A 24,014-nucleotide genomic window follows, 5' to 3' on the forward strand; every position below is an offset into this window, starting at 1 on the left:
GTTTATTTAGAATATATCTTATTTAGTTTGTTTCTTGAAAGAACCGATGATTTTCACTTGATAATCTAAGGTTTCAAGTATTTTAATCACTTTGTCTAATTCAGAATTAAGCGTAGCATCGGCTTGGACAAAGAAGCGATATCTGCCTAATTGTGTTTTAAGCGGACGTGATTCAATCCAAGATAAGTTGATATTGAAAATTGCGAATGTATTTAAAATATTCGCAAGCAACCCGGCTCTATCTTGTTCTGGTGTAATCATTAATACAGTGTCTGTCGCATCTTCAGCGATAGTTAAGTGATTACCTATGATTAAGAAGCGGGTCACATTATGTGGAAAATCTTCAATATTTTGTTCAATTGCTTCTAGACGATGATCTTCATTGATAACTAGCGGTGCAATCGCGCCCGTATGTTCATCAATAAAATCTAAACTTTGAACGGTACTTTCTGAATAGCCGATTTGAAATTGATGACGCTGGATAAATTGGTTAGTTTGACTGATTGCAGGTGCGATAGAATATACTGTATCAATCGCTTCGATTGGTGTACCAGCTAAAGCATATAATCCGAATTGGATATTTAAATGGATTTCACCAATGGCGTATATATTTTGATGTGCTAAGCCATCTGCGATGATGTTGATTGTTCCTTCAATTGAATTCTCAATCGGTACAATACCAATGCTATCTGAGTCATTTTGAACCGCTTGAACGACTTCATATAAGTTGGATTTTGGATGATAGTCAGCTTCTGTTTCTGTTAAATACTTTTTAGAAGCAAGATATGAAAATGTACCCCTTGGACCTAAATAATATAAATTCATTTTTGCATTTCCCCTTTGATGTGACGCACAGTTAATGGAAAGGGCACCCAGTTGTTTCTGCTGGTTTCTTATAAAAGAAATTTGGTTCTTTCATCACATTTTTATACCCATGATGATAGTTTGAAACCAGAGTAGGTGACAGTGATGGTACGAGCCAAGACCATTTTCCAGTAACTTCACGATTGGCTTTTGCTTCATTGGATTCAAAGTGTTCGAATTGTTTAGCAGCTGTTAGGTGATCGACAATCGATGCGCCTACTTTTTTAAACGAATGATACACTGCATCATTCAGTTCTACCATAATACGATCTTTATTGAATGAAGTATTTTTAAGTGTATCAAATTCAAACGCTTCTGCAACTTTTTCTATTAAATTATAGCGGTATGTGTCAGTAAAATTACGTACAGCAATTTCATTTACCATATACCAGCCATTAAATGGTACTGTTGGATAAGTAATACCGCCGATTTTTAAATCCATACTAGAAATAATCGGTACCGCATACCATTTCAATCCTAAGTCAGCGAGTTTAGGGTAATGGCGGTGTTCGATTGGAACTTCTAGGACCAGTTCTTCAGGTAAATCATGCAGGCGCGGGAAGCGCTCACCAGGCAATTTATAAATCAATGGTAAGACATCAAAATCTGTACCTGCACCTTGCCAACCTAAGTGTTGTGCAGTTTTAGTCATCTCGCGTTCCGCAGGATCCCCAGCATCTTCATAACCTGCATAGCGAATTAATTGATTATTATAGATGATAGGCGGATGATCTTCTTCTTGCGCATAAATCGTAATGTAAGATTGAATTTTTCCACCGTTTGTCGCTTCGTCTAAATGTTTGTGGATAGATTCGATAAAGGCATCATTGTCTTTGACGTCACGTGCATCTTGAACGATTAACGTTTCCCAAAATAATCGTCCGATACAACGATTGGAATTACGCCAGGCCATACGTGCACCATATGTTAGTTCTTCCGTCGTATGGTGATACGTGCCAGTTTCGTTAATTTCCTTTTCGATTGCTTCTAATCTCTCTTGAATAACATTTTCGTCATAATTCAACTCTCGATACATTGTGTGAATAAATTCAGTCGCTTTCTCTAATAACATTTTCTTCACCTCATCTTTATTATAGGAGTAATAAGGGAAAACCCCTAGTAAAGATGTCACACAAAATATAGAAATCCAACTAAATCTGACAAAATTATTACATTAATAAAAAAGTATTTACAAAATTAATTGATTTAATTTCAATTTCGGTACAATTGTACGAAGAATGACATACCCCCTAACGGGGAATGTATAAAAGCCTATAAGAATGTGATAAACTAAACAAAAAAGGTTGATTGGGGAGAAAGTTATGTATCAATTTAGAGATGACAGCTTAATGCTTCATAATGACTTATACCAAATTAATATGGTTGAAAGTTATTGGTATGATAATGTTCATGAAAGAAAGGCGGTCTTTGATTTATATTTCCGCAAGATGCCATTCGACAGCGGTTATGCTGTATTTAATGGATTACGCAGAATTATTCAATTTATCGAAAATTTCCATTTTACTGAAACGGATTTAACATATTTAAAATCTATTGGTTACCAAGATGACTTTTTAGATTATTTGAAAGACTTGCGCTTTACTGGAAACATTCGAGCAATGGAAGAGGGCGAAGTATGTTTTAATAATGAGCCTTTAGTAAGGGTAGAGGCACCATTAATTCAAGCACAATTAATTGAAACGATTTTATTAAATATCGTTAACTTCCATACGTTGATTGCGACAAAAGCAAGCAGGATTAAACAAGTCGCACCTAACGACTTATTAATGGAATTTGGTACAAGACGTGCACAAGAAGAAGACGCAGCATTATGGGGAGCAAGAGCAGCTATTATCGGCGGCTTTGATTCTACAAGTAATGTCAGAGCGGGTAAATTATTCGGTATTCCTGTATCCGGTACACATGCGCATGCTTTTGTACAAACTTATGGTGATGAATATGTTGCATTTAAAAAATATGCAGAGCGTCATAAAGACTGTGTCTTTTTAGTAGATACTTTCCATACGTTAAAATCAGGTGTGCCGACAGCGATTAAAGTGGCACAAGAATTAGGCGATAAAATCAACTTTATCGGTATACGTTTAGATTCAGGTGATATTGCTTACTTATCTAAAGAAGCACGTAAAATGTTAGATGAAGCAGGTTTCACTGATGCGAAAATCATTGCATCTAACGATTTAGACGAAGAAACAATCATGAGTTTGAAAGCACAAGGTGCGAAAGTCGACTCATGGGGTGTAGGTACGAAGTTAATCACAGGTTATGATCAACCAGCATTAGGAGCAGTTTATAAACTTGTTGCTGTTGAAGATGAATCAGGTGAGTACCAAGACCGTATTAAACTATCAAACAATGCGGAGAAAGTAACAACACCTGGTAAGAAAAATGTTTATCGTATTATTAATAAAGCAACAGGTAAAGCAGAAGGGGATTATATTACACTTGCACATGAAGATCCATATGCAGAACAACCATTGAAATTGTTCCACCCGGTGCATACGTATAAAAGTAAGAAAGTAAAATCATTCGAAGCGATTGATTTGCATAAAGATATCTATACTGAAGGTAAATTAGTTTATGAATTACCACACGAAAAAACAGCCCAAGCCTTCTTAAAAACAAATTTAGAACATCTATGGGAAGAAAACAAACGTTTCTTGAACCCTCAAGAGTACCCTGTTGATTTAAGTAAAGCATGTTGGGATAACAAACAACAAAAAATCTTTGAAGTCGCAGAAGATGTCAAAGAAATGGAGGAACGACATGAGTAGTGAATTGCAGGATATTATTGTTAAAGAAATGAAAGTTAAACCATCCATCGATAGTGAAAGTGAAGTCCATGAACTCATTCACTTTATTAAACACTATGTTCAAAGTCATGGTTTTATCCAATCGTTAGTATTGGGGATTTCAGGCGGCCAAGATTCAACACTTGCCGGTCGTTTGTGTCAAATTGCGGTAGAACAGTTACGAGAAGAAGGCAGAAACGTACGCTTTATCGCAGTTAAGTTACCATATGGTGTACAAAAAGACGCAGATGAAGTTGAAGATGCTTTGAAGTTCATTCAACCAGATGAAACTGTCACGGTTAATATTAAACCGGCAGTTGATCAAAGTGTTAATGCATTGAATGAAGCTGGATTTGAATTAACAGACTTTCAACGCGGTAATGAAAAAGCACGTGAACGTATGAAAGTTCAATTTGCGATTGCGGCAAACCAAAGCGGTATTGTCATCGGAACTGATCATTCTGCAGAAAATATTACAGGCTTCTTCACAAAATATGGCGATGGCGCTGCAGATATAGCGCCTCTATTCGGCTTAAATAAGCGACAAGGGCGTCAATTATTGGCATACTTAAATGCACCGAAACATCTTTATGAAAAAGTGCCGACTGCTGATTTAGAAGATGACAAACCGCAACTTCCAGATGAAGAAGCATTAGGCGTGACTTATGATGCGATTGATGATTATTTAGAAGGCAAACCTGTGTCTGAAAAAGATCAAAAAGTAATTGAAGGCCACTACTTAAGAAATGCGCATAAGCGAGAATTAGCATACACACGCTACACTTGGCCAAAATCAGAATCATCGAAAGAAAAAGAGTGACAAATAATCAGTCGACTGATAAAATAAGCTAGATTTCAATTTGAAAAGAGGTAATATATTTTGTCAGTAATTTCAGCAAACCCATGGCTGATGCTGCTCTCAATTTTTATCATTAACGTTGCTTATGTGACATGTCTCACAGTTCGTACGATTCTTACCTTAAAAGGTTACCGTTATGTCGCAGCAGCGGTTAGTTTCCTTGAAGTGTTAATCTATATTATCGGATTAGGCTTAGTGATGGCTAACTTGGATAAATTCCAAAATATTGTAGCTTATGCGTTTGGTTTCTCTGTCGGCATTATTGTCGGTATGAAAATTGAAGAGAAACTTGCATTAGGTTATTCTGTAGTCAATGTGACAACAGCCAATTACGAATTAGATTTACCGACACAACTTAGAAATTTAGGTTACGGTGTCACACACTTCCCAGCTTATGGTCGAGACGGCGAACGTTTAGTCATGCAAATTCTGACACCAAGACGCTTTGAACTTAAGTTGATGGATACGATCAAACAACTTGATGACAAAGCATTCGTCATTGCCTATGAAGCACGAACATTACATGGCGGCTTCTGGGTTAAAGGTATTAGAAGTAAACGATTGAAGGCGTATGATACAGATGAAATTTGAAGTAGCAGAAAACGAAACGATTCAAGAATGTTTAGCACGTATGCGTGAAGCAGGCTATATGCCAGTGAAGCGGTTTGAGAAACCAGTCTATCGTGAAAATAAAGACGGCAGTATAGAAGTTGAGCGTCAACATATACAATTTGTCGGTAAGAAAATTCAATAAATGTGCAGAAAGCCCAATTTGTATTTTGAAATGAAATACGAGTTGGGCTTTTTAGATAAAAGTTTGGAAAGCCTTATACATTTGAAAAAAATTCTGTTAAAATAGAGAGTATAAGAGTAAAAAGTCGAACGTTTTGCAGGATATTTTGAAGAATGTACATGTTCTGTGAGCGTCCACATTTAAAATCAAACTTTAAGATAGGAGTTTATGAAATGATTGAACGTTATTCTCGTGAAGAAATGTCACAAATCTGGACAGACCAAAATCGTTATGAAGCATGGTTGGAGGTTGAAATCCTAGCATGTGAAGCTTGGAGTGAATTAGGTTTTATCCCGAAAGAAGACGTTAAAAAAATCCGTGAAAATGCGCGTGTAGATGTAGACCGTGCGAAAGAAATTGAATTAGAAACTCGTCATGACGTTGTTGCTTTCACACGTCAAGTTTCTGAAACTTTAGGAGAAGAACGTAAGTGGGTGCACTATGGTTTAACTTCAACAGACGTTGTAGATACAGCGTTAAGCTACCAAATCAAACAAGCAAACGATATTTTGGAAAAAGACATTGAACGTTTTATCGAAGTATTAGCTGCGAAAGCGAAAAAATATAAATATACATTAATGATGGGTCGTACACATGGTGTGCATGCTGAACCGACAACATTCGGCGTGAAAATGGCATTATGGTATCAAGAAATGGTACGTAACTTTAAACGTTTTAAAGAAGTACGTAAAGAAATCGAAGTAGGTAAAATGAGTGGTGCAGTCGGAACATTCGCAAATATCCCACCTGAAATCGAAGCATACGTTACAAAACACTTAGGTCTTGATTTTGCGCCTGTATCAACACAAACATTACAACGTGACCGTCATGCGTATTACATCGCAACATTAGCTTTAATCGCAACTTCTATGGAGAAATTTGCAGTTGAAGTACGTAACTTGCAAAAAACAGAAACACGAGAAGTAGAAGAAGCATTCGCGAAAGGCCAAAAAGGTTCTTCAGCAATGCCGCATAAACGTAACCCGATCGGTTCAGAAAATATTACAGGTATTTCACGTGTCATCCGTGGTTACATTACAACAGCATACGAAAACGTTCCATTATGGCATGAACGTGATATTTCACACTCATCTGCAGAACGTATTATGTTACCAGATGTGACAATCGCATTAGATTATGCATTAAATCGTTTCACAAACATTATCGACCGTTTAACAGTCTTTGAAGATAATATGATGGCTAACATCAACAAAACATTCGGTTTAATTTATTCACAACGTGTGTTATTATCATTAATTAACAAAGGTATGGTACGTGAACAAGCTTATGACTTAGTTCAACCAAAAGCGATGGAATCTTGGGAAACTAAAACACCATTCAGAGAATTGCTTGAACAAGATTCACAAATTACAGATGTATTAAGCAAAGAAGACTTAGACAAAGCCTTCGATCCAAAACACCACTTAAATCAAGTGGATACAATTTTCGAACGTGCTGGTTTAGCTGACTAATGTTTACCATAAATTTGTATATCGCAACAATTTCTTAAGGGTCATGACTACACTTTAATGTATTAGTACGTTAAAATAGGATAAAGATGAACACAAAGAACAGGAGTTGTTTGATATGCAAATTGAGAAGTTACGCGGTAAAGCATTAGATGAGCTGTTTGATGCGATTCTAACGCTTGAAAATAGAGAAGAGTGTTACCAGTTTTTTGATGACTTATGTACTGTAAATGAAATTCAATCGTTATCACAAAGACTTCAAGTTGCTAAAATGATTAAACAAGGCTATACGTATGCAACGATTGAAAAAGAAACAGGTGCTTCTACAGCGACAATTTCCAGAGTAAAACGCTCCTTACAATGGGGTAACGACGCTTATACTGTCGTATTAGATCGCATGAATATCGAAACAAATGACTAGTTCAAAACAGAGCCTGCACATCTTATGATGTGAGAGGTTCTGTTTTTCTTTGTTTAGACATATCCGTTTAGAATCTAAGTGGTAAAAATGATATAATCAAATGTATGTTTAAAAGAAGGGAAACGGTAAAATGTACGACATAAAAAAGTGGCAACATGTATTTAAATTAGATCCTGCAAAGACAATCAATGATGAAGATTTAGATAAAATCTGTATGTCAAATACAGATGCAATTGTGATTGGCGGAACTGATAATGTGACTGAAGACAATGTCATTCAATTGATGAGTCGTGTCCGTCGTTATCCGCTTCCACTCGTCCTTGAAATTTCCAACTTAGAAAGCATCATGCCTGGTTTTGACTTCTACTTTGTCCCGATGGTCTTAAACAGCCCGGATGTACAATACCAAAATGGCTTATTGCTAGAAGCACTTAAAGACTACGGTCATATGATGGATTTTGATGAAATCAAATTTCAAGGGTACATCATATTAAATCCTGATTCTAAAGCAGCGGTAAAAACACAAGCCAAAACAGATTTAGATGAATCAGATATTGAAGCTTACGCATTGATGACGGATAAAGTCTTTCAATTTCCAATCATGTACATAGAATATAGCGGCACGTTCGGAGATATGGAAATGGTTCGTACCGCAAAACAAAATGTTGAACAAGCACATGTGTTTTATGGCGGCGGTATCCGCTCATTAAGCGATGCGCAAGTTGCGGCGAAAGAAGCAGATACGATTGTCGTCGGCAATTTAGTCTATACCGATATCAAACAAGCATTGAAAACAGTTAAAATAAAGGAGTTATCTTAAGATGAATGCGTTATTAGACAATATGAATACTGAACAAAGCGAAGCAGTCCGTACAACTGAAGGACCACTGCTGATTATGGCCGGAGCAGGCTCAGGGAAAACGCGTGTTCTAACGCATCGTATCGCGTACTTATTAGATGAAAAAGGCGTTTCTCCTTATAACGTCTTAGCAATTACTTTCACAAATAAAGCAGCACGAGAAATGAAAGAACGTGTTGAAAAATTAGTAGGAGAAGAAGCACAAGTTATTTGGATGTCAACGTTCCACTCTATGTGTGTACGTATTTTAAGAAGAGACGCAGATCGTATCGGCATTGAGCGCAACTTTACGATTTTAGATCCGACAGATCAAAAGTCAGTCATTAAAGATGTGTTGAAAACAGAGAACATTGACAGTAAACGTTATGATCCGCGTATGTTCTTATCTGCGATCAGTAATATGAAAAACGAACTTAAAACAGTTGAAGACGCAGAAATTGAAGCAACAGACTTTATGTCTGACATGGTGGCACGTGTGTATGCAGGTTATCAACGTCAGCTTTCTCGAAATGAAGCGCTCGATTTCGATGATTTGATTATGACTACAATCAATCTTTTTAAACGAGTACCAGACGTTTTAGAATACTATCAAAATAAATTCCAATATATCCACGTGGATGAGTATCAAGATACTAACAGAGCACAATATACGCTTGTGAAACTATTAGCGGATAAATTTAAAAATTTATGTGTCGTAGGTGACTCTGACCAATCCATTTATGGTTGGCGTGGTGCTGATATTCAAAACATCTTGTCATTCGAGGAAGATTATCCGAATGCGAGAACGATTTTCCTTGAACAAAACTATCGTTCAACGAAAGTCATTTTAAATGCGGCCAATGAAGTAATTAAAAATAATACAGAACGTAAGCCGAAAGGGCTATGGACTGCGAACCAAGAAGGTAAAAAAATTAATTATTACCAAGCACAAAGCGAAAGTGATGAAGCACAATATGTCGTAAAAGAAATTATGCGTCAGCAACGTGAAAACAATAAATCCTTCAATGATATTGCGATTTTATATCGTACGAATGCACAATCTCGTGTGCTTGAAGAAACATTTATGAAATCGAATATTCCATATACAATGGTCGGCGGTCACAAGTTCTATGACCGTAAAGAGATCAAGGACTTATTAAGTTATTTACGTTTAATCGCAAATAGTAATGATGATATCAGTTTACAACGTATTATTAACGTACCAAAACGTGGTATCGGACCATCTTCTGTTGAAAAAATTCAAGCGTATGCCAGACAAAATGATTTAAGTATGTTTGATGCCTTAGCTGAAGCAGATTTTATCGGTTTAACCAAAAAAGTGACTAAACAAGCGATAGATTTCTATACATTGATTTCAAATTTAATCCAAGAACAAGAATTCTTAGAAGTCAGTGAAATTGTAGAAGAAGTCTTAAATAAATCAGGGTATAAAGAAATGTTGGAACGTGACCAGACTTTAGAAGCACGCAGCCGTTTAGAAAACATTGAAGAGTTTATGTCTGTTCCTATGGATTATGAGAAAAACACACCACTTGAAGAACAATCATTAATCAATTTCCTAACGGATTTATCATTAGTCGCAGATATCGATGAAGCGGATATTGAAAACGGTGTGACATTGATGACGATGCACTCTGCGAAAGGTTTGGAATTCCCGGTAGTCTTTATTATGGGTATGGAAGAATCAATCTTCCCTCATATCCGTTCTATTTTGAGTGATGATGATCACGAAATGGAAGAAGAACGCAGAATTTGTTATGTGGCGATTACACGTGCGGAAGAAGAGTTGTATTTAACACATGCGACGAGCAGAACGTTATTTGGTAAAACACAATCTAACTCAGCTTCAAGATTCTTAAAAGAAATTCCTGAAGATTTATTGAATAAGCCTGCAAGAACAGAGAGTCGTTATGCAGGAGCTTCCAGCAGTCAAAGACCTGTTAAACGCGGTCCAAGCAGACGTACAACGAAACGTTCAGAAGTGGCATCTGGAACATGGAACGTCGGTGATAAAGTGGTTCACAAAGCATGGGGAGAAGGTATGGTCAGCAATGTGAATGAGAAAAACGGTACGGTTGAACTCGATATTATCTTTAAATCTCAAGGACTGAAACGTTTACTTGCGAACTTTGCGCCGATTAAAAAGAAGGAGGACTAAGGGATGAACGATTTAGCCAATAGAGTTGAAACACTGCATCGCTTATTGAATCAATATAATCATGAATATTATGTGATGGATAATCCATCTGTACCAGATAGTGAGTATGATAAATTACTCCATGAATTGATTCATATCGAAGAAGAACATCCTGAATTTAAAACAGAAGATTCTCCGACAGTACGTGTAGGCGGCGAAGCACAAGCTACTTTTAATAAAGTGCGCCATGATACACCAATGTTAAGTTTAGCTAATGCTTTCAATGAAGAAGATTTACGTCGTTTTGATGCCCGTGTACGTGAACATGCGGGAAAAGTTGAGTACATGTGCGAATTGAAAATTGATGGTTTAGCGGTATCTTTAAAATATGAAAACGGTAGATTTGTGCAAGGGTTGACGCGTGGTGACGGAACGATTGGTGAGGATATTACAGAGAACTTGCGTACAATTCGAGCGATTCCATTAAAAATTAAAAAGCCGTTAACTTTTGAGGTGCGTGGGGAAGCATTCATGCCGAAAGCTTCTTTTGAGCGTTTGAATAAAGAGAAGGAAGAAGCGGGCGAACAAGCTTTTGCGAACCCACGAAACGCAGCGGCCGGCTCATTACGTCAATTAGATTCAAAATTAGCAGCAAAACGCCGTTTAAGTATTTTCTTATACAGCGTCAATGACTTTACAAACTTCCATGCGACATCACAAAGTGAAGCTTTAGATGAATTAGATGAGTTAGGTTTTAAAACCAATCAAAACCGTAAACGTGAGTCAGATATTGAAGGCGTATTGGAATACATCAAGTATTGGACTGAAAAACGCCAAGACTTATCCTATGATATTGATGGTATTGTGATTAAGGTTAATGATCTTGAAGAGCAAGATGAGCTAGGGTATACACAAAAATCACCAAGATGGGCAATTGCCTATAAATTTCCAGCTGAAGAAGTAGTAACGACTTTGCATGATATCGAGTTAAGTGTCGGACGTACGGGTGTAGTCACACCGACAGCAGTATTAGAACCTGTTCGTGTTGCTGGAACGACTGTTTCTCGTGCTTCACTGCACAATGAAGATTTAATTCATGAAAAAGATATTCGTATCGGGGACAGTGTAGTGATTAAAAAAGCAGGCGATATTATTCCGGAAGTTGTGCGCAGTTTACCTGATCGCAGACCAGAAGGAACTGAAACTTATCATATGCCGACACATTGTCCAAGTTGCGGTCATGAATTAGTTCGTTTAGATGGAGAAGTCGCATTACGTTGTATTAATCCTAAATGCCCAGCACAACTTGTCGAAGGTATGATTCACTTCGTATCACGCCAAGCGATGAATATCGATGGTTTAGGTACGAAACTGATTATGCAGTTGTACGATAATGAAATTATTAAAGATGTAGCAGATTTATATTACCTTACAAAAGATGATTTGTTGCCGTTAGAACGTATGGGTGAGAAAAAAGCAGATAATCTTTTAAATGCGATTGAAGCGTCAAAAGAAAATTCATTTGAACATTTATTATTCGGTTTAGGCATCAGACATTTAGGTGTTAAAGCCAGCCAAGTAATCGCAGAACGTTTTGACAACATGGAGCGTTTGTTTGAAGTAACGGAAGAAGAATTGCTTGAAATCCATGATATCGGAGATAAGCTAGCGACTTCATTAATTACTTATTTAAATAATGAAGATATCATTGCTTTAATTGATAAACTTCGTGCAAAAAATGTTAATATGAAGTATAAAGGTATCAGAACTTCAGAGATAGAATCTGATTCAGAATTTAATGGTCTGACTGTTGTATTAACAGGTAAACTGCACAATATGACACGTACAGAAGCATCTAAATGGTTGGAAGCACAAGGTGCAAAAACAACAAGCAGTGTGACTAAGAATACGGATTTAGTCATCGCTGGTGAAGATGCTGGATCTAAATTGACGAAAGCAGAAAAACTAGGCACAGAAATTTGGTCTGAAGCAGACTTTATCCAAAAACAAAATGAAGTTGACCAATAAACAATAGAGGAGATAGGGCATGAAGAAAACAAGTGTATTACTCATCTCTCTCTTATTGATTCTCACGGCGTGTGGCAATAAGGATGAGCAACAAAAATCAACAAAAGAACAAGAAAGTCAATCAGATTCAAGTACTGTTAAGCACATTGCGACAGATAAGAATGTTCAAGGTGATGACTATAGAACGATTCTTCCATTTAAAGAAAGTCAAGCAAGAGGTATGTTGCAGCAAACGATGGCGAATGGCTATAACGGTGATGACTTTGAAGATGGTTTATTAGAACAAAGTAAGACAGTTTTTCCAACTGACGAATACTTATACCAAGATGGTCAGTTTTTAGATAAAAAAACAATTAATGCTTATCTTGGACCTAAATACACAAAATCTGAAATCGAAAAAATGGATAAAGATGAAAAAGAAGAGAAAAATGCGAATGAAAATCTTGGTTTAAATCCATCTCGCCATGGCGAAAAGGATGAAGAAAAAATCGCAGAAAATTCACCTGCTTATCTTTCTAACATCTTAGAACAAGATTTCTACGGCAATAGTGACACCAAAGGTAAAAAAATTAAAGGCATGACTATTGGTCTTGCGATGAACAGTGAATATTATTACCAAAAAGAAAAAGACGGACCAACCTTCAGTAAGAAATTAGACCGTGCGAAAGTCGAAAAAGAAGGTAAAAAAATGGCCGATGAAATGTTGCAACGTTTACGTGAACATAAAGCATTGAAAAATATTCCAATTCACTTTGCGATTTATATTCAATCTGGAGAAAATGATATTATTCCAGGAGAATTTGTTGCAGGTGCAACGGCAGATGATGGTCAAACACGTATCAACAGTTGGAAAGATATTAATGAGAAATCAGTGTTGTTACCTTCATCAGAAGCAGCTGATTTGAATGAGAATTTAAACAATAACTTCAAACAGTTCAATGATAATTTGCAGTCATATTTCCCTAACTTTACACAAGCAGTAGGTAAAACGAAATTTGATGGCAAAAAACCGAAAAACCTTATTATTGAAGTACCGATTGATTACTATGGCAAAGCTGAATTAACTGGTATTACACAATTTATTGCACAACAAGCTGACAAATACTTCAGCAATATTGATGCCTATGAAATTCATATTAAAGATGGTAACCAAGCACGTGCTTTAATCACAAAAGGTAAAGATGATAAAAAACAAAATGTGCATATCTATAAAAGATAAATGAATAGATAAAATTATGATAAAGATGTCTTCGCATAGAAGGCATCTTTTTATATTTTTTGACAATATATTGAAGTACTACCTGGTACAGTTTAATACAAATTTTGATGGGAAAAAGTACAATGATGTATCAAAATTAGAAAAAGGTGATATATAAATGAAAATTGTAGCACTATTTCCAGAAGCCACAAAAGGGCAAACAGAAAACAACGTGTTAGATGACTATACTGCGTTAAATCTACGTCCTTTTTTAGAAGAACGTGGACATGAATTGGTCGTATTGAAAGATGGAGAAGATGATTTAGATCAACATCTTAAAGATATGGACGTTGTTATTAGCGCGCCATTTTACCCTGCATATATGACAAAAGAACGTATTGAACAAGCACCTAACTTAAAATTAGCAATCACTGCAGGTGTAGGTTCTGACCATGTGGATTTAGAAGCAGCAAGCGAACATGATATTTCAGTGGTAGAAGTCACAGACTCAAACACGGTTAGTGTAGCTGAACATATTGTGATGACAACATTAATCTTAGTTAGAAATTACGAGGAAGGTCATCGCCAATCAGAAGAGGGTGGTTGGAACTTAACACAAGTAACGAACCATGCCTTTGAACTTCAAAATAAAACGATTGGTATTTTTGGTTTAGGCAGAATTGGTCGTTTAGTTGGAGAACGTTTAAAACCGTTTAACGTAGATATTATTCACTATAGACGTTCTAGCCAAGAAGATACAGACTTCTCAAAATATGTGAATTTTGATGAGTTAGTGCATAAAAGTGATGTGTTGATTATTACAACACCACTTACCCCTGAAACAGATGATTTATTTGATTATAATACAATCAGTCAAATGAAAGATGGCAGCTATATTGTAAACTGTGCACGCGGTAAGATAGTAAACAAAGAAGAAGTAGTTAAAATGATAGAAGAAAATCATCTTCAAGGCTATGGTGGAGATGTATGGTATCCACAACCTGCACCTTCAGATCATCCGTGGAGAACGATGCCGCGTAATGCGATGACTATTCATTATTCAGGTATGGTTGTTGAAGCACAATTACGTATTGAAAAAGGTGTTAAAGATTTATTAACACACTTCTTTGATGAAACGCCATTCCCTAAGGAAGATGTGATTGTGAATGGTGGTCAAATCACTAGCCAATCTTATGCGAAACATGATGATTCAAACAACTAAGCTATAAGCTTAGCAGATTAAGTGAAAAGGAAATGCAACTATTTATAACACAAATAGGGCAGGAACGAGAAGTTCCTGCCCTTTGTATTGATAATGATTTTTTAATTAGCTATGCAAAATTTGTTTAACTTCATCTAATTCATTGACTGTACGTGTACTTGGTTTTTGTGTAAACTTGCTGACCAAGTAAGTAACTACGACACTCATAATAAACCCTGGAATGATTTCATACATACCGAAGATTTCTGAAACATCAGCCATTGGTTTGATGAAGACAATCCAAACAATAACAGTTAATGCGCCTGCTATCATACCACTGACTGCGCCAGCTCTTGTTAAACCTTTCCAATAAAGTGAGAACAAAACAAGTGGACTAAATGAAGCTCCGAAGCCTGCCCAAGCGTTACCAACTAAGTTTAAAATCGTATCGTTAGGTGACCATGCGATCCAAATTGCGACAATCGCTACAGCCATAACACTCAAACGACCGACTAATACAAATTCTTTTTCGTGTTTTTGTGCGTTTGCTTTTTTACCACGAATCAATTTATAGAAGTCTTCAGTTAATGAACTTGATGTTACAAGCAGTTGTGAAGAAATCGTGCTCATAATTGCTGCTAAAATGGCTGCTAATAAGAAGCCACCGACTAATGGATGGAATAAAATCTGACTCATGATAATAAATAGTGTTTCTGGATCGTGAAGTGTAACATTGTAGTCTGGCACAAATGCGATACCAGTCAAACCGACTAAACATGCACCCGCAAGTCCGACTGCCATCCATAAAATTCCGACACGACGCGCAGTTGGTAAGAGCTTAAAAGATTTAATCGACATAAAACGAACGATAATGTGAGGTTGACCGAAGTAACCTAACCCCCACGAGAAGAGTGAGATAATACCTAAAACAGTAGTTCCTCTGAATAAGTCCAAATTAGTAGGTTTCATATCTGCGATTTGTGAGAATGTATCCCAACCATTTAATTTTAATAAGGCTACGATTGGAACCATAACCATCGCAATCAACATGATGACACCTTGGAAGAAGTCAGTAATTGAAACAGCTAAGTAACCGCCTAAAAAAGTGTAAAAAATAACGATAACAGCTACCATAATCAAGCCGTATCGATAATTCAGTCCGAATGCAGTTTCAAATAATTTACCTCCAGATACAAACCCGGAATGCGTATATAACGTAAAGAAAACGACAATAATGAGACCAGAGATAATTTTAATAATGTTTGAATGATCATCTAATCTATTTTTGAAAAAGTCTGGCAAGGTAATCGCATTGCCTGCAATTTCTGTGTAAACACGTAATCTTGGTGCGACAATAAAGTAATTCAAATATGCTCCCAGTGTTAAACCGATCGTAATCCAAATTGCGGATAATCCTGTCGCATAGACAGAACCAGGCAATCCCATAATCATCCAGCCGCTCATATCAGAAGCTCCGGCTGACAGCGCTGTAATGTACGGGCCGATGTTTCGGCCTCCCAACATATATTCGCTTAAATTTCCCGTTGACTGTTTGTAACCATAGATACCGATGATAACTAGAATGATAAAGTATACACCAATCATGATGTATGTTTGCCAGTCAGCATCGATTTGGCTACTCACTGAAGTACCTAAAATAAACATCGTGGTTTCCCCCTTTTTCTCATTGATGATTCAATGTATACGCATTATTATACAACAATTCTGAAAAAAGGGAATAGTTATTTTATAACATTGTTAAATATAAACCGCTCAACTGTGGCATTTTAAACGCTTTCTGTAATGAAAAGGTTTTCAATGCTTTAAAGCACATTAGTAGTATTTTTATAATTTTGAATGTATAAACGTTCATATTACATCAAAGCTTCTGTTGAATTAATGGTAATGATTTGCAATTGAAGTTCAGAATGATTAAGTTAAAGGGGAGTCATTACCTGATATGTGGGTATTTTGAACTAAAAAATTTAGATTTTTGACAGTTTTTTTGATACAATTTTATGATGAAGTATTAATAAGGAGGCAGTTCATTAATGGCTAGAGTATCACGTGAAGAAGTTGAACATATTGCAAATTTGTCTAAACTTCATATTTCACCAGAGGAAACAACAGAAATGCAAGACACATTAGAAACAATCCTAAACTTTGCCCAACAAATCGATACAGCTGATACAAGCGATGTAGAACCGACGTATCACGTATTAGATTTACAAAATGTATTAAGAGAGGATAAAGCAGTTAAAGGCATTCCTCAAGAGCTTGCGCTCAAAAATGCAAAAGAAACAGAAGATGGTCAATTTAAAGTACCATCAGTTATCAACGGGGAGGATGCGTAATGTCTATTCGTTATGAATCAGTTGAAAAGTTAAGCGAAATGATTAAGAACAAAGAAATCAAACCTTCTGAAGTTGTAAAAGATATTTATGATGCAATTGAAGAAACAGATCCGACAATTAAATCATTCTTAGCTTTAGATAAAGAGAATGCAATCAAGAAAGCTGAAGAGCTGGATGAATTGCAAGCGAAAGACCAAATGGAAGGTAAACTCTTCGGTATCCCAATGGGTATCAAAGATAACATTATTACAGAAGGTCTAGAAACAACATGTGCAAGTAAAATGTTAGAAGGCTTTGTACCGATTTATGAATCAACAGTAATGAAAAAATTACATGCTGAAAATGCAGTATTAATCGGTAAATTAAATATGGACGAATTTGCAATGGGTGGTTCAACTGAAACTTCTTACTTCAAGAAAACAGTTAACCCATTCGATCATAAAGCAGTGCCAGGTGGATCATCAGGTGGTTCAGCAGCAGCTGTAGCAGCAGGTTTAGTTCCATTCTCATTAGGTTCAGATACTGGTGGATCTATTCGTCAACCAGCAGCATACTGCGGTATCGTGGGTATGAAACCGACATACGGTCGTGTATCACGTTTTGGTTTAGTTGCATTCGCATCTTCATTAGACCAAATCGGACCTTTAACACGTAATGTTAAAGATAATGCAATTGTTTTAGAAACAATTGTAGGTGTAGATAAAAACGATTCTACAAGTGCTCCAGTTGAAGATAATGACTTCACTTCAGATATCGGTAAAGATATTAAAGGTATGAAAATTGCTTTACCTAAAGAATATTTAGGTGAAGGTGTATCTGATGAAGTGAAAGAAGCGGTACGTAACGCTGTTGAAATTTTAGAAGGTGAAGGTGCAATCGTAGAAGAAGTATCATTACCAAATACTGGCTATGGTATTCCATCTTACTATGTTATTGCATCATCAGAAGCTTCATCTAACTTATCTCGTTTCGATGGTATTCGTTATGGTTACCATTCAAAAGAAGCACAAACATTAGATGAACTTTATAAATTCTCACGTAGTGAAGGCTTCGGTAAAGAAGTTAAACGTCGTATTTTACTTGGTACATTCGCGTTAAGTTCAGGTTACTACGATGCTTACTACAAAAAATCACAAAAAGTCAGAACGTTAATTCGTCAAGACTTTGACAAAGTATTTGAAGACTATGATGTAGTCGTTGGTCCTACAACACCAACAGCTGCCTTCAACTTAGGTGAAGAAATCAATGATCCGTTGACAATGTATGCAAACGACTTATTAACTACTCCAGTTAACCTTGCCGGCTTACCAGGTATTTCAGTACCTTGCGGACAAACTAATAACAGACCGATCGGATTACAGTTTATCGGCAAACCGTTTGATGAAAAAACACTTTACCGTGTCGCTCATCAATTCGAACAACAATACAACTTACATGATGCATATCAAAATTTATAAGGAGTGTTAATGATGCATTTTGAAACAGTCATTGGACTAGAAGTCCACGTTGAACTGAAAACAGATTCTAAAATGTTCTCTCCATCACCAGCACATTTCGGAGCAGAACCAAACACAAATACGAATGTGATCGACTTAGCATACCCTGGTGTGCTTCCAGTTGTAAACGAACGTGCCGTTGACTGGGCAATGCGTGCTGCAATGGCATTAAATATGGAAATTGCGACTGAATCTAAATTCGATCGTAAAAACTATTTCTATCCAGATAACCCGAAAGCTTACCAAATTTCACAATTTGACCAACCTATCGGGGAACATGGTTACATTGATATCGAAGTAGATGGTGAAACAAAACGTATCGGTATCACACGCCTTCATATGGAAGAAGATGCGGGCAAATCAACACATAAAGATGGTTATTCATTAGTAGACTTAAACCGTCAAGGTACACCGTTAATCGAAATCGTATCTGAGCCCGATATCCGTTCACCTCAAGAAGCTTATGCTTACCTTGAAAAATTACGTTCAATTATTCAATATACTGGCGTATCTGACGGTAAAATGGAAGAAGGTTCATTACGTTGTGACGCTAACATTTCATTACGTCCATATAGTCAAGAAGAATTCGGTACAAAAGCTGAATTGAAAAACTTGAACTCATTCAACTATGTACGTAAAGGTTTAGAATATGAAGAAAAACGCCAAGAAGAAGAACTATTAAATGGCGGCGAAGTACTTCAAGAAACACGTCGTTTCGATGAGTCTACTGGTAAAACTATCTTAATGCGTGTTAAAGAAGGTTCAGATGACTATCGTTACTTCCCAGAACCAGACATCGTACCATTATACATTGACGATGCATGGAAAGAACGTGTACGTCAAACAATTCCAGAATTACCAGACGTACGTAAGAAAAAATATGTTGAAGAATTCGGATTACCTGCGTATGATGCGCATGTCTTAACATTAACGAAAGAAATGTCTGATTTCTTCGAAGAAGCAGTTGAGCATGGCGCTGATGTAAAATTAACTTCTAACTGGTTAATGGGTGGCGTTAATGAGTACTTGAACAAAAACCAAGTTGAACTTCAAGATACAAAATTAACACCTGAAAACTTAGCTGGTATGATTAAGTTGATTGAAGACGGCACTATGAGCAGTAAAATTGCGAAAAAAGTCTTCCCAGAATTAGCTGAAAATGGCGGAGATGCTAAACAAATCATGGAAGATAAAGGTTTAGTTCAAATCTCAGATGAGTCTGTATTATTAAACTTCGTAACAGAAGCATTAGATAATAACCCTCAATCTGTTGAAGACTTCAAAAACGGTAAAGGCCGTGCGAAAGGCTTCTTAGTCGGTCAAATTATGAAAGCGTCTAAAGGTCAAGCCAACCCTCAAATCGTTAACAAATTATTACAACAAGAATTAGATAAACGCTAATTGATTGTATAACCTGCAGTGATTACTGATTGTAATCTCTGCGGGTTTTTTATTTTGATAAGGTGGTTTCAAAAACGAATTTCATTGATTTCAACCATTAATACTTTCAACTGAAGCGGAAATCATTTAAAATTGAAATTGAGTAAAAATGATGAGGGATTATTTATGAGAAAACGAGCTAGAATTATTTATAATCCGACTTCAGGCAAGGAATTGTTTAAAAAAATGCTTCCAGAAGTCTTGATTAAAATGGAACAAGCAGGATTTGAAACAAGTGCATATGCAACGCAAAAAGCAGGAGATGCGACGATTGAAGCAAAACGCGCATTGCATGAAGATTATGAAATGCTCATCGTTGCTGGTGGTGACGGCACATTAAACGAAGTGGTTAATGGGATAGCCGAACATCCGAATCGTCCTAAAATCGGTGTTATTCCAATGGGAACGGTAAATGATTTTGGTCGTGCCTTACATTTACCCACTGATATATTAAGTGCAGTAGATGTCATTATTAAAGGACATACAGTTAAAGTAGATATCGGTAAAATGAATAGCCGATATTTTATTAATTTAGCTGCAGGTGGACGTATTACTGAAGTCTCTTATGAAACTTCTAGTAAATTAAAAACATTTGTTGGACCATTTGCTTACTACATCAAAGGTATGGAAATGTTGCCGCAAATGAAAAATGTAGATGTCCGTATTGAATATGATCAAAAAGTCTTCCAAGGTGAGATCCTGTTGTTTTTACTTGGATTGACGAATTCAATGGCAGGCTTTGAAAAATTAGTGCCAGATGCGAAATTAGACGACGGTTATTTTACGTTGATTATCGTTGAAAAAGCGAATTTAGCAGAACTGGGTCATATCATGACTTTAGCTTCAAGAGGGGAACATATTAAACATCCGAAAGTCACATATGAGAAAGCAAAATCAGTTAATGTATCATCTTTTGAACAAATGCCACTTAATGTAGATGGGGAGTATGGTGGTCAATTACCTGCCAATTTCTTAAATTTAAAGCAGCATATTGAAGTATATACACCAGCTAATGTAGATAATAAAGAATTAATCGAACAAGATTAGAGAAGTAAGCAGATGAAAGGTTAGGACTTAATCAAAAGCCTGACCTTTTTTCTATGGAGGTTACAGTGTGGAAACATTAAAGAAAAATCAAATCTTTACAGGCGAGGTTATCGACTTAACTCATGAAGGACATGGTGTAGTCAAAATAGACCGTTACCCAGTCTTTGTGCCGAATGCCTTGCCTAATGAAGAAATTGAATATAAATTAATCAAAGTAAATAAAAACTTTGCGATTGGTAAATTATTAGAGATTCATAAAGAAAGTGCTGAACGTGTGATGCCTCCATGTGTTTACTATAACAAATGCGGAGGCTGCCAGCTGCAACACTTAGATTATCAATCACAATTAACAATGAAACGTAATCAAGTTGTGAATCTATTTCACCGTAAAGGAAAGTTTGAGCAAACGGTTATCAATGATACGATCGGCATGATGAATCCTTGGAACTATCGAAATAAATCACAAATTCCTGTCGGCTTGAATAAAGAACAAGATGCGATCATGGGCTTCTATCGCCAACGCAGTCACGATATTATTGATATGGATGAATGTATTATTCAAGACAGCATTCAAAACCAATTGATGCGTTCGATTCGTGCCTTACTGAAAGAGCATGACGTATCCATTTATAATGAAAGAAAGAAACAAGGTTTATTACGTCATGTCATTATTCGAGTAGGCCATGTCTCACGTGAAGTGATGATTATTTTTGTGACGAACGGTAAAAAGTTTAAACAAGCTAAACCGATTGTTGAGAAATTGGTCAATGCGATGCCGAATATTAAGAGTGTCATTCAAAATATCAATGAAACACATTCAAATGTGATAATGGGCAAAACATCAAAAACATTATATGGTAAAGATGAAATTATTGATGAGTTGGATTCAGTGGAATTTGAAATCAGCGATCAGTCATTCTATCAAATCAATTCATCACAAACAGTTAAATTATATAATCAAGCGATGAAATACGCACAATTAACAGGCGAAGAAACAGTACTTGATACGTATTGCGGTATAGGTACTATTGGATTATATATGGCAGATAAAGCGAAACATGTCTATGGTGTTGAAGTCGTTCCTGCCGCAATTGAAGATGCGAAGAAAAATGCGCAATTGAATGGCTACGATAATACAACTTTTGTCTGCGGTAAAGCTGAATCAGTGATTTTAGACTGGAAACAACAAGGCATTCAACCTGATGTTGTCATGGTCGATCCGCCACGTAAGGGTTGTGACGAAACATTCTTAAACACACTGTTAGAATTAAATCCGAAACGCATTGTCTATATTTCATGCAATCCAGCTACACAACAACGTGATGCCCAAATTCTTGCGCAAAACTATGCGGTAAAAGAAATCACGCCTGTCGATATGTTCCCACAAACAACACACATTGAGACAGTAGCATTGTTTGAAAGATAATAATCAAAAATTATGTATATCGAAACAACGAGGTTTTTTCACATAGAAGATGCCTCGTTTATTTTGTGCAGTTATGTATAAGAAAGAGGCTAAGTGTGACCCCGGCCTCTTTGTTGAATATTAGTTATCATTATTTTCTTTTGAAGTCGTTTCTCCGCCTTTGCGGTCGATTTCTTGGAAATGTTCTGAACTGTATTCTTGTGCTGTTTTTTCTCCAACTTTATGTCCAACTTCTTCGTGACTCATTTTGTTTTCATCGTTTGTCATATTGAATCCTCCTTCTAACATGATTTGGCGACTAAAGAACAATTAAGTACTCGAGTCTAGTTAGTTATATCTTTTTATAATAAAGTTAAATAAAAAACAAATGAATTCTTTTTGTTAAGGTAATGTAAATGTAATATAATTAATAATTACTGAAATCAATTATCGTATTTTAGTGAAATTCAAACATGTCATAGGTAATAAATAATTAAAGCTTACCAAGATAATATATAATAGATGATAAGTACATTGTTTAATGGAGGTGAATGGTATGGAAGAGCGACGTATTGTGCATATCGATATGGATTATTTTTATGCGCAAGTAGAAGTGAGGGATAATCCTAAATTGAGAGGGAAGCCTGTCATTGTCGGAGGAAAGGCAAGTGGCCGAGGCGTTGTGACAACGGCCTCATATGAAGCGAGAAAGTATGGGGTGCATTCTGCGATGCCAATGGCACAAGCACATAAACTTTGTCCGAATGGTTATTATATTCAACCTCGCTTTGATGTTTACAGAGCAACCTCTAAAGAAATTATGGATATCTTTAAAAGTTATACTGAAGTCGTTGAACCGTTATCGCTAGATGAAGCTTATTTAGATATCACGCATCTGGTACGTCCGGATCTTCCAGCATCTGCCATTGCACAGTATATTAGAAATGATATTTGGGAAAAGACCGGATTAACCGCTTCAGCCGGCATTTCCTACAATAAATTCCTCGCTAAACTCGCCAGTGGTATGAATAAACCGAACGGTATGATGATTATTAATTATCAAAATGTCCACGAGATATTAATGAACTTAGATATCGGCGGTTTCCCAGGTGTCGGTAAAGCGACCAAAGCCATTATGCATGAACATGGCATCTACAACGGTAAAGACTTATATGAAAAAGATGAACGCGAATTAATACGGATATTTGGTAAACGTGGGCATGGATTATACGAGAAGGCCAGAGGACGCGGCACTAATATTGTTAAAGCACATCGTATCCGTAAATCAGTCGGCACTGAAAGAACCTTTACAACTGACGTTAATGATGATGAAGAAATATTATTGAAAGTCAGAGAGTTAAGTGAGAAGACAGCAGAACGATTGAGTCGTATTCAAAAATCAGGCAAAACTGTAACGGTAAAAATTAAAACACATCAATTTGAAACATTATCGAGACAACGTAGCTTAAGAGATCCGGTTAGAAATGAGATTGATATTTATAATATTGCTTATACACTTTACAACGAACTTAAAGATCCAGAGGTACCCATCAGGCTAATTGGAGTAACAGTGGGTAATTTAGAAAAAACAGAATATCAAAATATGTCGATATATGATTTTCTTTAGAAAAAA

At 36.4% G+C, this 24,014-nt stretch carries 21 protein-coding genes; 17 read left to right on the forward strand and 4 right to left on the reverse strand.

Translation table 11 applies throughout. The annotated features are described in order from the left end of the window. Positions 1–18: 18 nt before the first annotated feature. Positions 19–825 carry a prephenate dehydratase gene (locus HMPREF2603_RS02235; RefSeq protein WP_060803972.1) on the reverse strand — a complete coding sequence of 269 codons (807 nt, stop codon included), beginning with the start codon at positions 823–825 and terminating at the stop codon, positions 19–21. Positions 826–856: 31 nt separating this feature from the next. Next, positions 857–1,936, reverse strand: a complete 1,080-nt coding sequence (locus HMPREF2603_RS02240; RefSeq protein ID WP_002481690.1) for a nitric oxide synthase oxygenase — start codon at positions 1,934–1,936, stop codon at positions 857–859. A gap of 250 nt (positions 1,937–2,186) precedes the next feature. On the opposite strand from HMPREF2603_RS02240, the gene HMPREF2603_RS02245 reads away from it, so the two are divergent. The 11 genes from HMPREF2603_RS02245 (at position 2,187) to HMPREF2603_RS02295 (ending at position 14,660) form a co-directional block, all read left to right on the forward strand. Continuing rightward, positions 2,187–3,656 (forward strand): nicotinate phosphoribosyltransferase, encoded by a 1,470-nt coding sequence (locus HMPREF2603_RS02245; RefSeq protein WP_060803971.1) that lies wholly within the window; start codon positions 2,187–2,189, stop codon positions 3,654–3,656. Continuing rightward, the gene (gene nadE, locus HMPREF2603_RS02250; protein WP_002481688.1) at positions 3,649–4,494 is read left to right on the forward strand and encodes an ammonia-dependent NAD(+) synthetase; all 846 of its coding nucleotides are present in this window, start codon (positions 3,649–3,651) and stop codon (positions 4,492–4,494) included. Before HMPREF2603_RS02245 ends, nadE begins: the two co-directional genes overlap by 8 nt. Before the next feature lie 90 nt (positions 4,495–4,584). Continuing rightward, the gene (locus HMPREF2603_RS02255; RefSeq protein ID WP_371099748.1) at positions 4,585–5,124 is read left to right on the forward strand and encodes a DUF2179 domain-containing protein; all 540 of its coding nucleotides are present in this window, start codon (positions 4,585–4,587) and stop codon (positions 5,122–5,124) included. Further along, positions 5,114–5,287 (forward strand): NETI motif-containing protein, encoded by a 174-nt coding sequence (locus tag HMPREF2603_RS02260; RefSeq protein ID WP_002481686.1) that lies wholly within the window; start codon positions 5,114–5,116, stop codon positions 5,285–5,287. Before HMPREF2603_RS02255 ends, HMPREF2603_RS02260 begins: the two co-directional genes overlap by 11 nt. Before the next feature lie 212 nt (positions 5,288–5,499). Then, positions 5,500–6,798 (forward strand): adenylosuccinate lyase, encoded by a 1,299-nt coding sequence (purB, locus tag HMPREF2603_RS02265; protein ID WP_002481685.1) that lies wholly within the window; start codon positions 5,500–5,502, stop codon positions 6,796–6,798. A 115-nt stretch (positions 6,799–6,913) separates the two neighbouring features. Continuing rightward, complete coding sequence (locus HMPREF2603_RS02270) at positions 6,914–7,216, forward strand: YerC/YecD family TrpR-related protein (protein ID WP_023015874.1); 303 nt, start codon at positions 6,914–6,916, stop codon at positions 7,214–7,216. Between the two features lie 130 nt (positions 7,217–7,346). After that, positions 7,347–8,036, forward strand: coding sequence for a heptaprenylglyceryl phosphate synthase (locus HMPREF2603_RS02275; RefSeq protein WP_060803970.1), 690 nt, complete (start codon positions 7,347–7,349; stop codon positions 8,034–8,036). 1 nt (position 8,037) lies between these two features. After that, a complete protein-coding gene (pcrA, locus tag HMPREF2603_RS02280; RefSeq protein ID WP_060803969.1) occupies positions 8,038–10,233 on the forward strand; it encodes a DNA helicase PcrA in 2,196 nt (731 codons plus the stop codon). Between the two features lie 3 nt (positions 10,234–10,236). Continuing rightward, positions 10,237–12,240, forward strand: coding sequence for an NAD-dependent DNA ligase LigA (gene ligA / locus HMPREF2603_RS02285; RefSeq protein ID WP_002481681.1), 2,004 nt, complete (start codon positions 10,237–10,239; stop codon positions 12,238–12,240). 19 nt (positions 12,241–12,259) lie between these two features. Next, complete coding sequence (locus tag HMPREF2603_RS02290) at positions 12,260–13,459, forward strand: CamS family sex pheromone protein (RefSeq protein ID WP_002481680.1); 1,200 nt, start codon at positions 12,260–12,262, stop codon at positions 13,457–13,459. A gap of 157 nt (positions 13,460–13,616) precedes the next feature. Beyond that, positions 13,617–14,660 carry an NAD-dependent formate dehydrogenase gene (locus HMPREF2603_RS02295; RefSeq protein WP_060803968.1) on the forward strand — a complete coding sequence of 348 codons (1,044 nt, stop codon included), beginning with the start codon at positions 13,617–13,619 and terminating at the stop codon, positions 14,658–14,660. A gap of 105 nt (positions 14,661–14,765) precedes the next feature. On the opposite strand, the gene putP is transcribed toward HMPREF2603_RS02295, so the two are convergent. After that, positions 14,766–16,304, reverse strand: a complete 1,539-nt coding sequence (gene putP, locus HMPREF2603_RS02300) for a sodium/proline symporter PutP (protein WP_060803967.1) — start codon at positions 16,302–16,304, stop codon at positions 14,766–14,768. A 386-nt stretch (positions 16,305–16,690) separates the two neighbouring features. Between putP and gatC the strand changes: the two genes are divergently transcribed. The 5 genes from gatC to rlmD all read left to right on the forward strand — a co-directional run bounded on the left by gatC (position 16,691) and on the right by rlmD (position 22,402). After that, positions 16,691–16,993, forward strand: a complete 303-nt coding sequence (gatC, locus tag HMPREF2603_RS02305; RefSeq protein WP_002481677.1) for an Asp-tRNA(Asn)/Glu-tRNA(Gln) amidotransferase subunit GatC — start codon at positions 16,691–16,693, stop codon at positions 16,991–16,993. Next, a complete protein-coding gene (gatA, locus tag HMPREF2603_RS02310) occupies positions 16,993–18,450 on the forward strand; it encodes an Asp-tRNA(Asn)/Glu-tRNA(Gln) amidotransferase subunit GatA (RefSeq protein WP_002481676.1) in 1,458 nt (485 codons plus the stop codon). Before gatC ends, gatA begins: the two co-directional genes overlap by 1 nt. 12 nt (positions 18,451–18,462) lie before the next feature. Continuing rightward, positions 18,463–19,890 (forward strand): Asp-tRNA(Asn)/Glu-tRNA(Gln) amidotransferase subunit GatB, encoded by a 1,428-nt coding sequence (gene gatB, locus HMPREF2603_RS02315; RefSeq protein WP_060803966.1) that lies wholly within the window; start codon positions 18,463–18,465, stop codon positions 19,888–19,890. A 165-nt stretch (positions 19,891–20,055) separates the two neighbouring features. Further along, positions 20,056–20,976 carry a diacylglycerol kinase gene (locus tag HMPREF2603_RS02320; protein ID WP_002481674.1) on the forward strand — a complete coding sequence of 307 codons (921 nt, stop codon included), beginning with the start codon at positions 20,056–20,058 and terminating at the stop codon, positions 20,974–20,976. Positions 20,977–21,043: 67 nt separating this feature from the next. After that, positions 21,044–22,402, forward strand: coding sequence for a 23S rRNA (uracil(1939)-C(5))-methyltransferase RlmD (gene rlmD, locus HMPREF2603_RS02325; protein WP_060803965.1), 1,359 nt, complete (start codon positions 21,044–21,046; stop codon positions 22,400–22,402). A 120-nt stretch (positions 22,403–22,522) separates the two neighbouring features. Here the strand turns inward: rlmD and HMPREF2603_RS13320 are convergent, their stop codons facing one another. Then, complete coding sequence (locus HMPREF2603_RS13320; RefSeq protein WP_156423341.1) at positions 22,523–22,669, reverse strand: hypothetical protein; 147 nt, start codon at positions 22,667–22,669, stop codon at positions 22,523–22,525. A gap of 268 nt (positions 22,670–22,937) precedes the next feature. Between HMPREF2603_RS13320 and dinB the strand changes: the two genes are divergently transcribed. Beyond that, complete coding sequence (gene dinB / locus HMPREF2603_RS02330; RefSeq protein ID WP_002481671.1) at positions 22,938–24,008, forward strand: DNA polymerase IV; 1,071 nt, start codon at positions 22,938–22,940, stop codon at positions 24,006–24,008. Positions 24,009–24,014: the final 6 nt, after the last annotated feature.

It is taken from the genome of Staphylococcus sp. HMSC055C03, assembly GCF_001809385.1.
Classification (GTDB): domain Bacteria; phylum Bacillota; class Bacilli; order Staphylococcales; family Staphylococcaceae; genus Staphylococcus; species Staphylococcus simulans.

Excerpts from the sequence above, each read along its gene's own strand:
- HMPREF2603_RS02235 (WP_060803972.1), bottom strand. The coding sequence starts at position 825 with ATGAATTTATATTATTTAGGTCCAAGGGGTACATTTTCATATCTTGCT.
- HMPREF2603_RS02240 (WP_002481690.1), bottom strand. The coding sequence starts at position 1,936 with ATGTTATTAGAGAAAGCGACTGAATTTATTCACACAATGTATCGAGAG.
- HMPREF2603_RS02245 (WP_060803971.1), top strand. The coding sequence starts at position 2,187 with ATGTATCAATTTAGAGATGACAGCTTAATGCTTCATAATGACTTATAC.
- nadE (WP_002481688.1), top strand. The coding sequence starts at position 3,649 with ATGAGTAGTGAATTGCAGGATATTATTGTTAAAGAAATGAAAGTTAAA.
- HMPREF2603_RS02255 (WP_371099748.1), top strand. The coding sequence starts at position 4,585 with ATGCTGCTCTCAATTTTTATCATTAACGTTGCTTATGTGACATGTCTC.
- HMPREF2603_RS02260 (WP_002481686.1), top strand. The coding sequence starts at position 5,114 with ATGAAATTTGAAGTAGCAGAAAACGAAACGATTCAAGAATGTTTAGCA.
- purB (WP_002481685.1), top strand. The coding sequence starts at position 5,500 with ATGATTGAACGTTATTCTCGTGAAGAAATGTCACAAATCTGGACAGAC.
- HMPREF2603_RS02270 (WP_023015874.1), top strand. The coding sequence starts at position 6,914 with ATGCAAATTGAGAAGTTACGCGGTAAAGCATTAGATGAGCTGTTTGAT.
- HMPREF2603_RS02275 (WP_060803970.1), top strand. The coding sequence starts at position 7,347 with ATGTACGACATAAAAAAGTGGCAACATGTATTTAAATTAGATCCTGCA.
- pcrA (WP_060803969.1), top strand. The coding sequence starts at position 8,038 with ATGAATGCGTTATTAGACAATATGAATACTGAACAAAGCGAAGCAGTC.
- ligA (WP_002481681.1), top strand. The coding sequence starts at position 10,237 with ATGAACGATTTAGCCAATAGAGTTGAAACACTGCATCGCTTATTGAAT.
- HMPREF2603_RS02290 (WP_002481680.1), top strand. The coding sequence starts at position 12,260 with ATGAAGAAAACAAGTGTATTACTCATCTCTCTCTTATTGATTCTCACG.
- HMPREF2603_RS02295 (WP_060803968.1), top strand. The coding sequence starts at position 13,617 with ATGAAAATTGTAGCACTATTTCCAGAAGCCACAAAAGGGCAAACAGAA.
- putP (WP_060803967.1), bottom strand. The coding sequence starts at position 16,304 with ATGTTTATTTTAGGTACTTCAGTGAGTAGCCAAATCGATGCTGACTGG.
- gatC (WP_002481677.1), top strand. The coding sequence starts at position 16,691 with ATGGCTAGAGTATCACGTGAAGAAGTTGAACATATTGCAAATTTGTCT.
- gatA (WP_002481676.1), top strand. The coding sequence starts at position 16,993 with ATGTCTATTCGTTATGAATCAGTTGAAAAGTTAAGCGAAATGATTAAG.
- gatB (WP_060803966.1), top strand. The coding sequence starts at position 18,463 with ATGCATTTTGAAACAGTCATTGGACTAGAAGTCCACGTTGAACTGAAA.
- HMPREF2603_RS02320 (WP_002481674.1), top strand. The coding sequence starts at position 20,056 with ATGAGAAAACGAGCTAGAATTATTTATAATCCGACTTCAGGCAAGGAA.
- HMPREF2603_RS13320 (WP_156423341.1), bottom strand. The coding sequence starts at position 22,669 with ATGACAAACGATGAAAACAAAATGAGTCACGAAGAAGTTGGACATAAA.
- dinB (WP_002481671.1), top strand. The coding sequence starts at position 22,938 with ATGGAAGAGCGACGTATTGTGCATATCGATATGGATTATTTTTATGCG.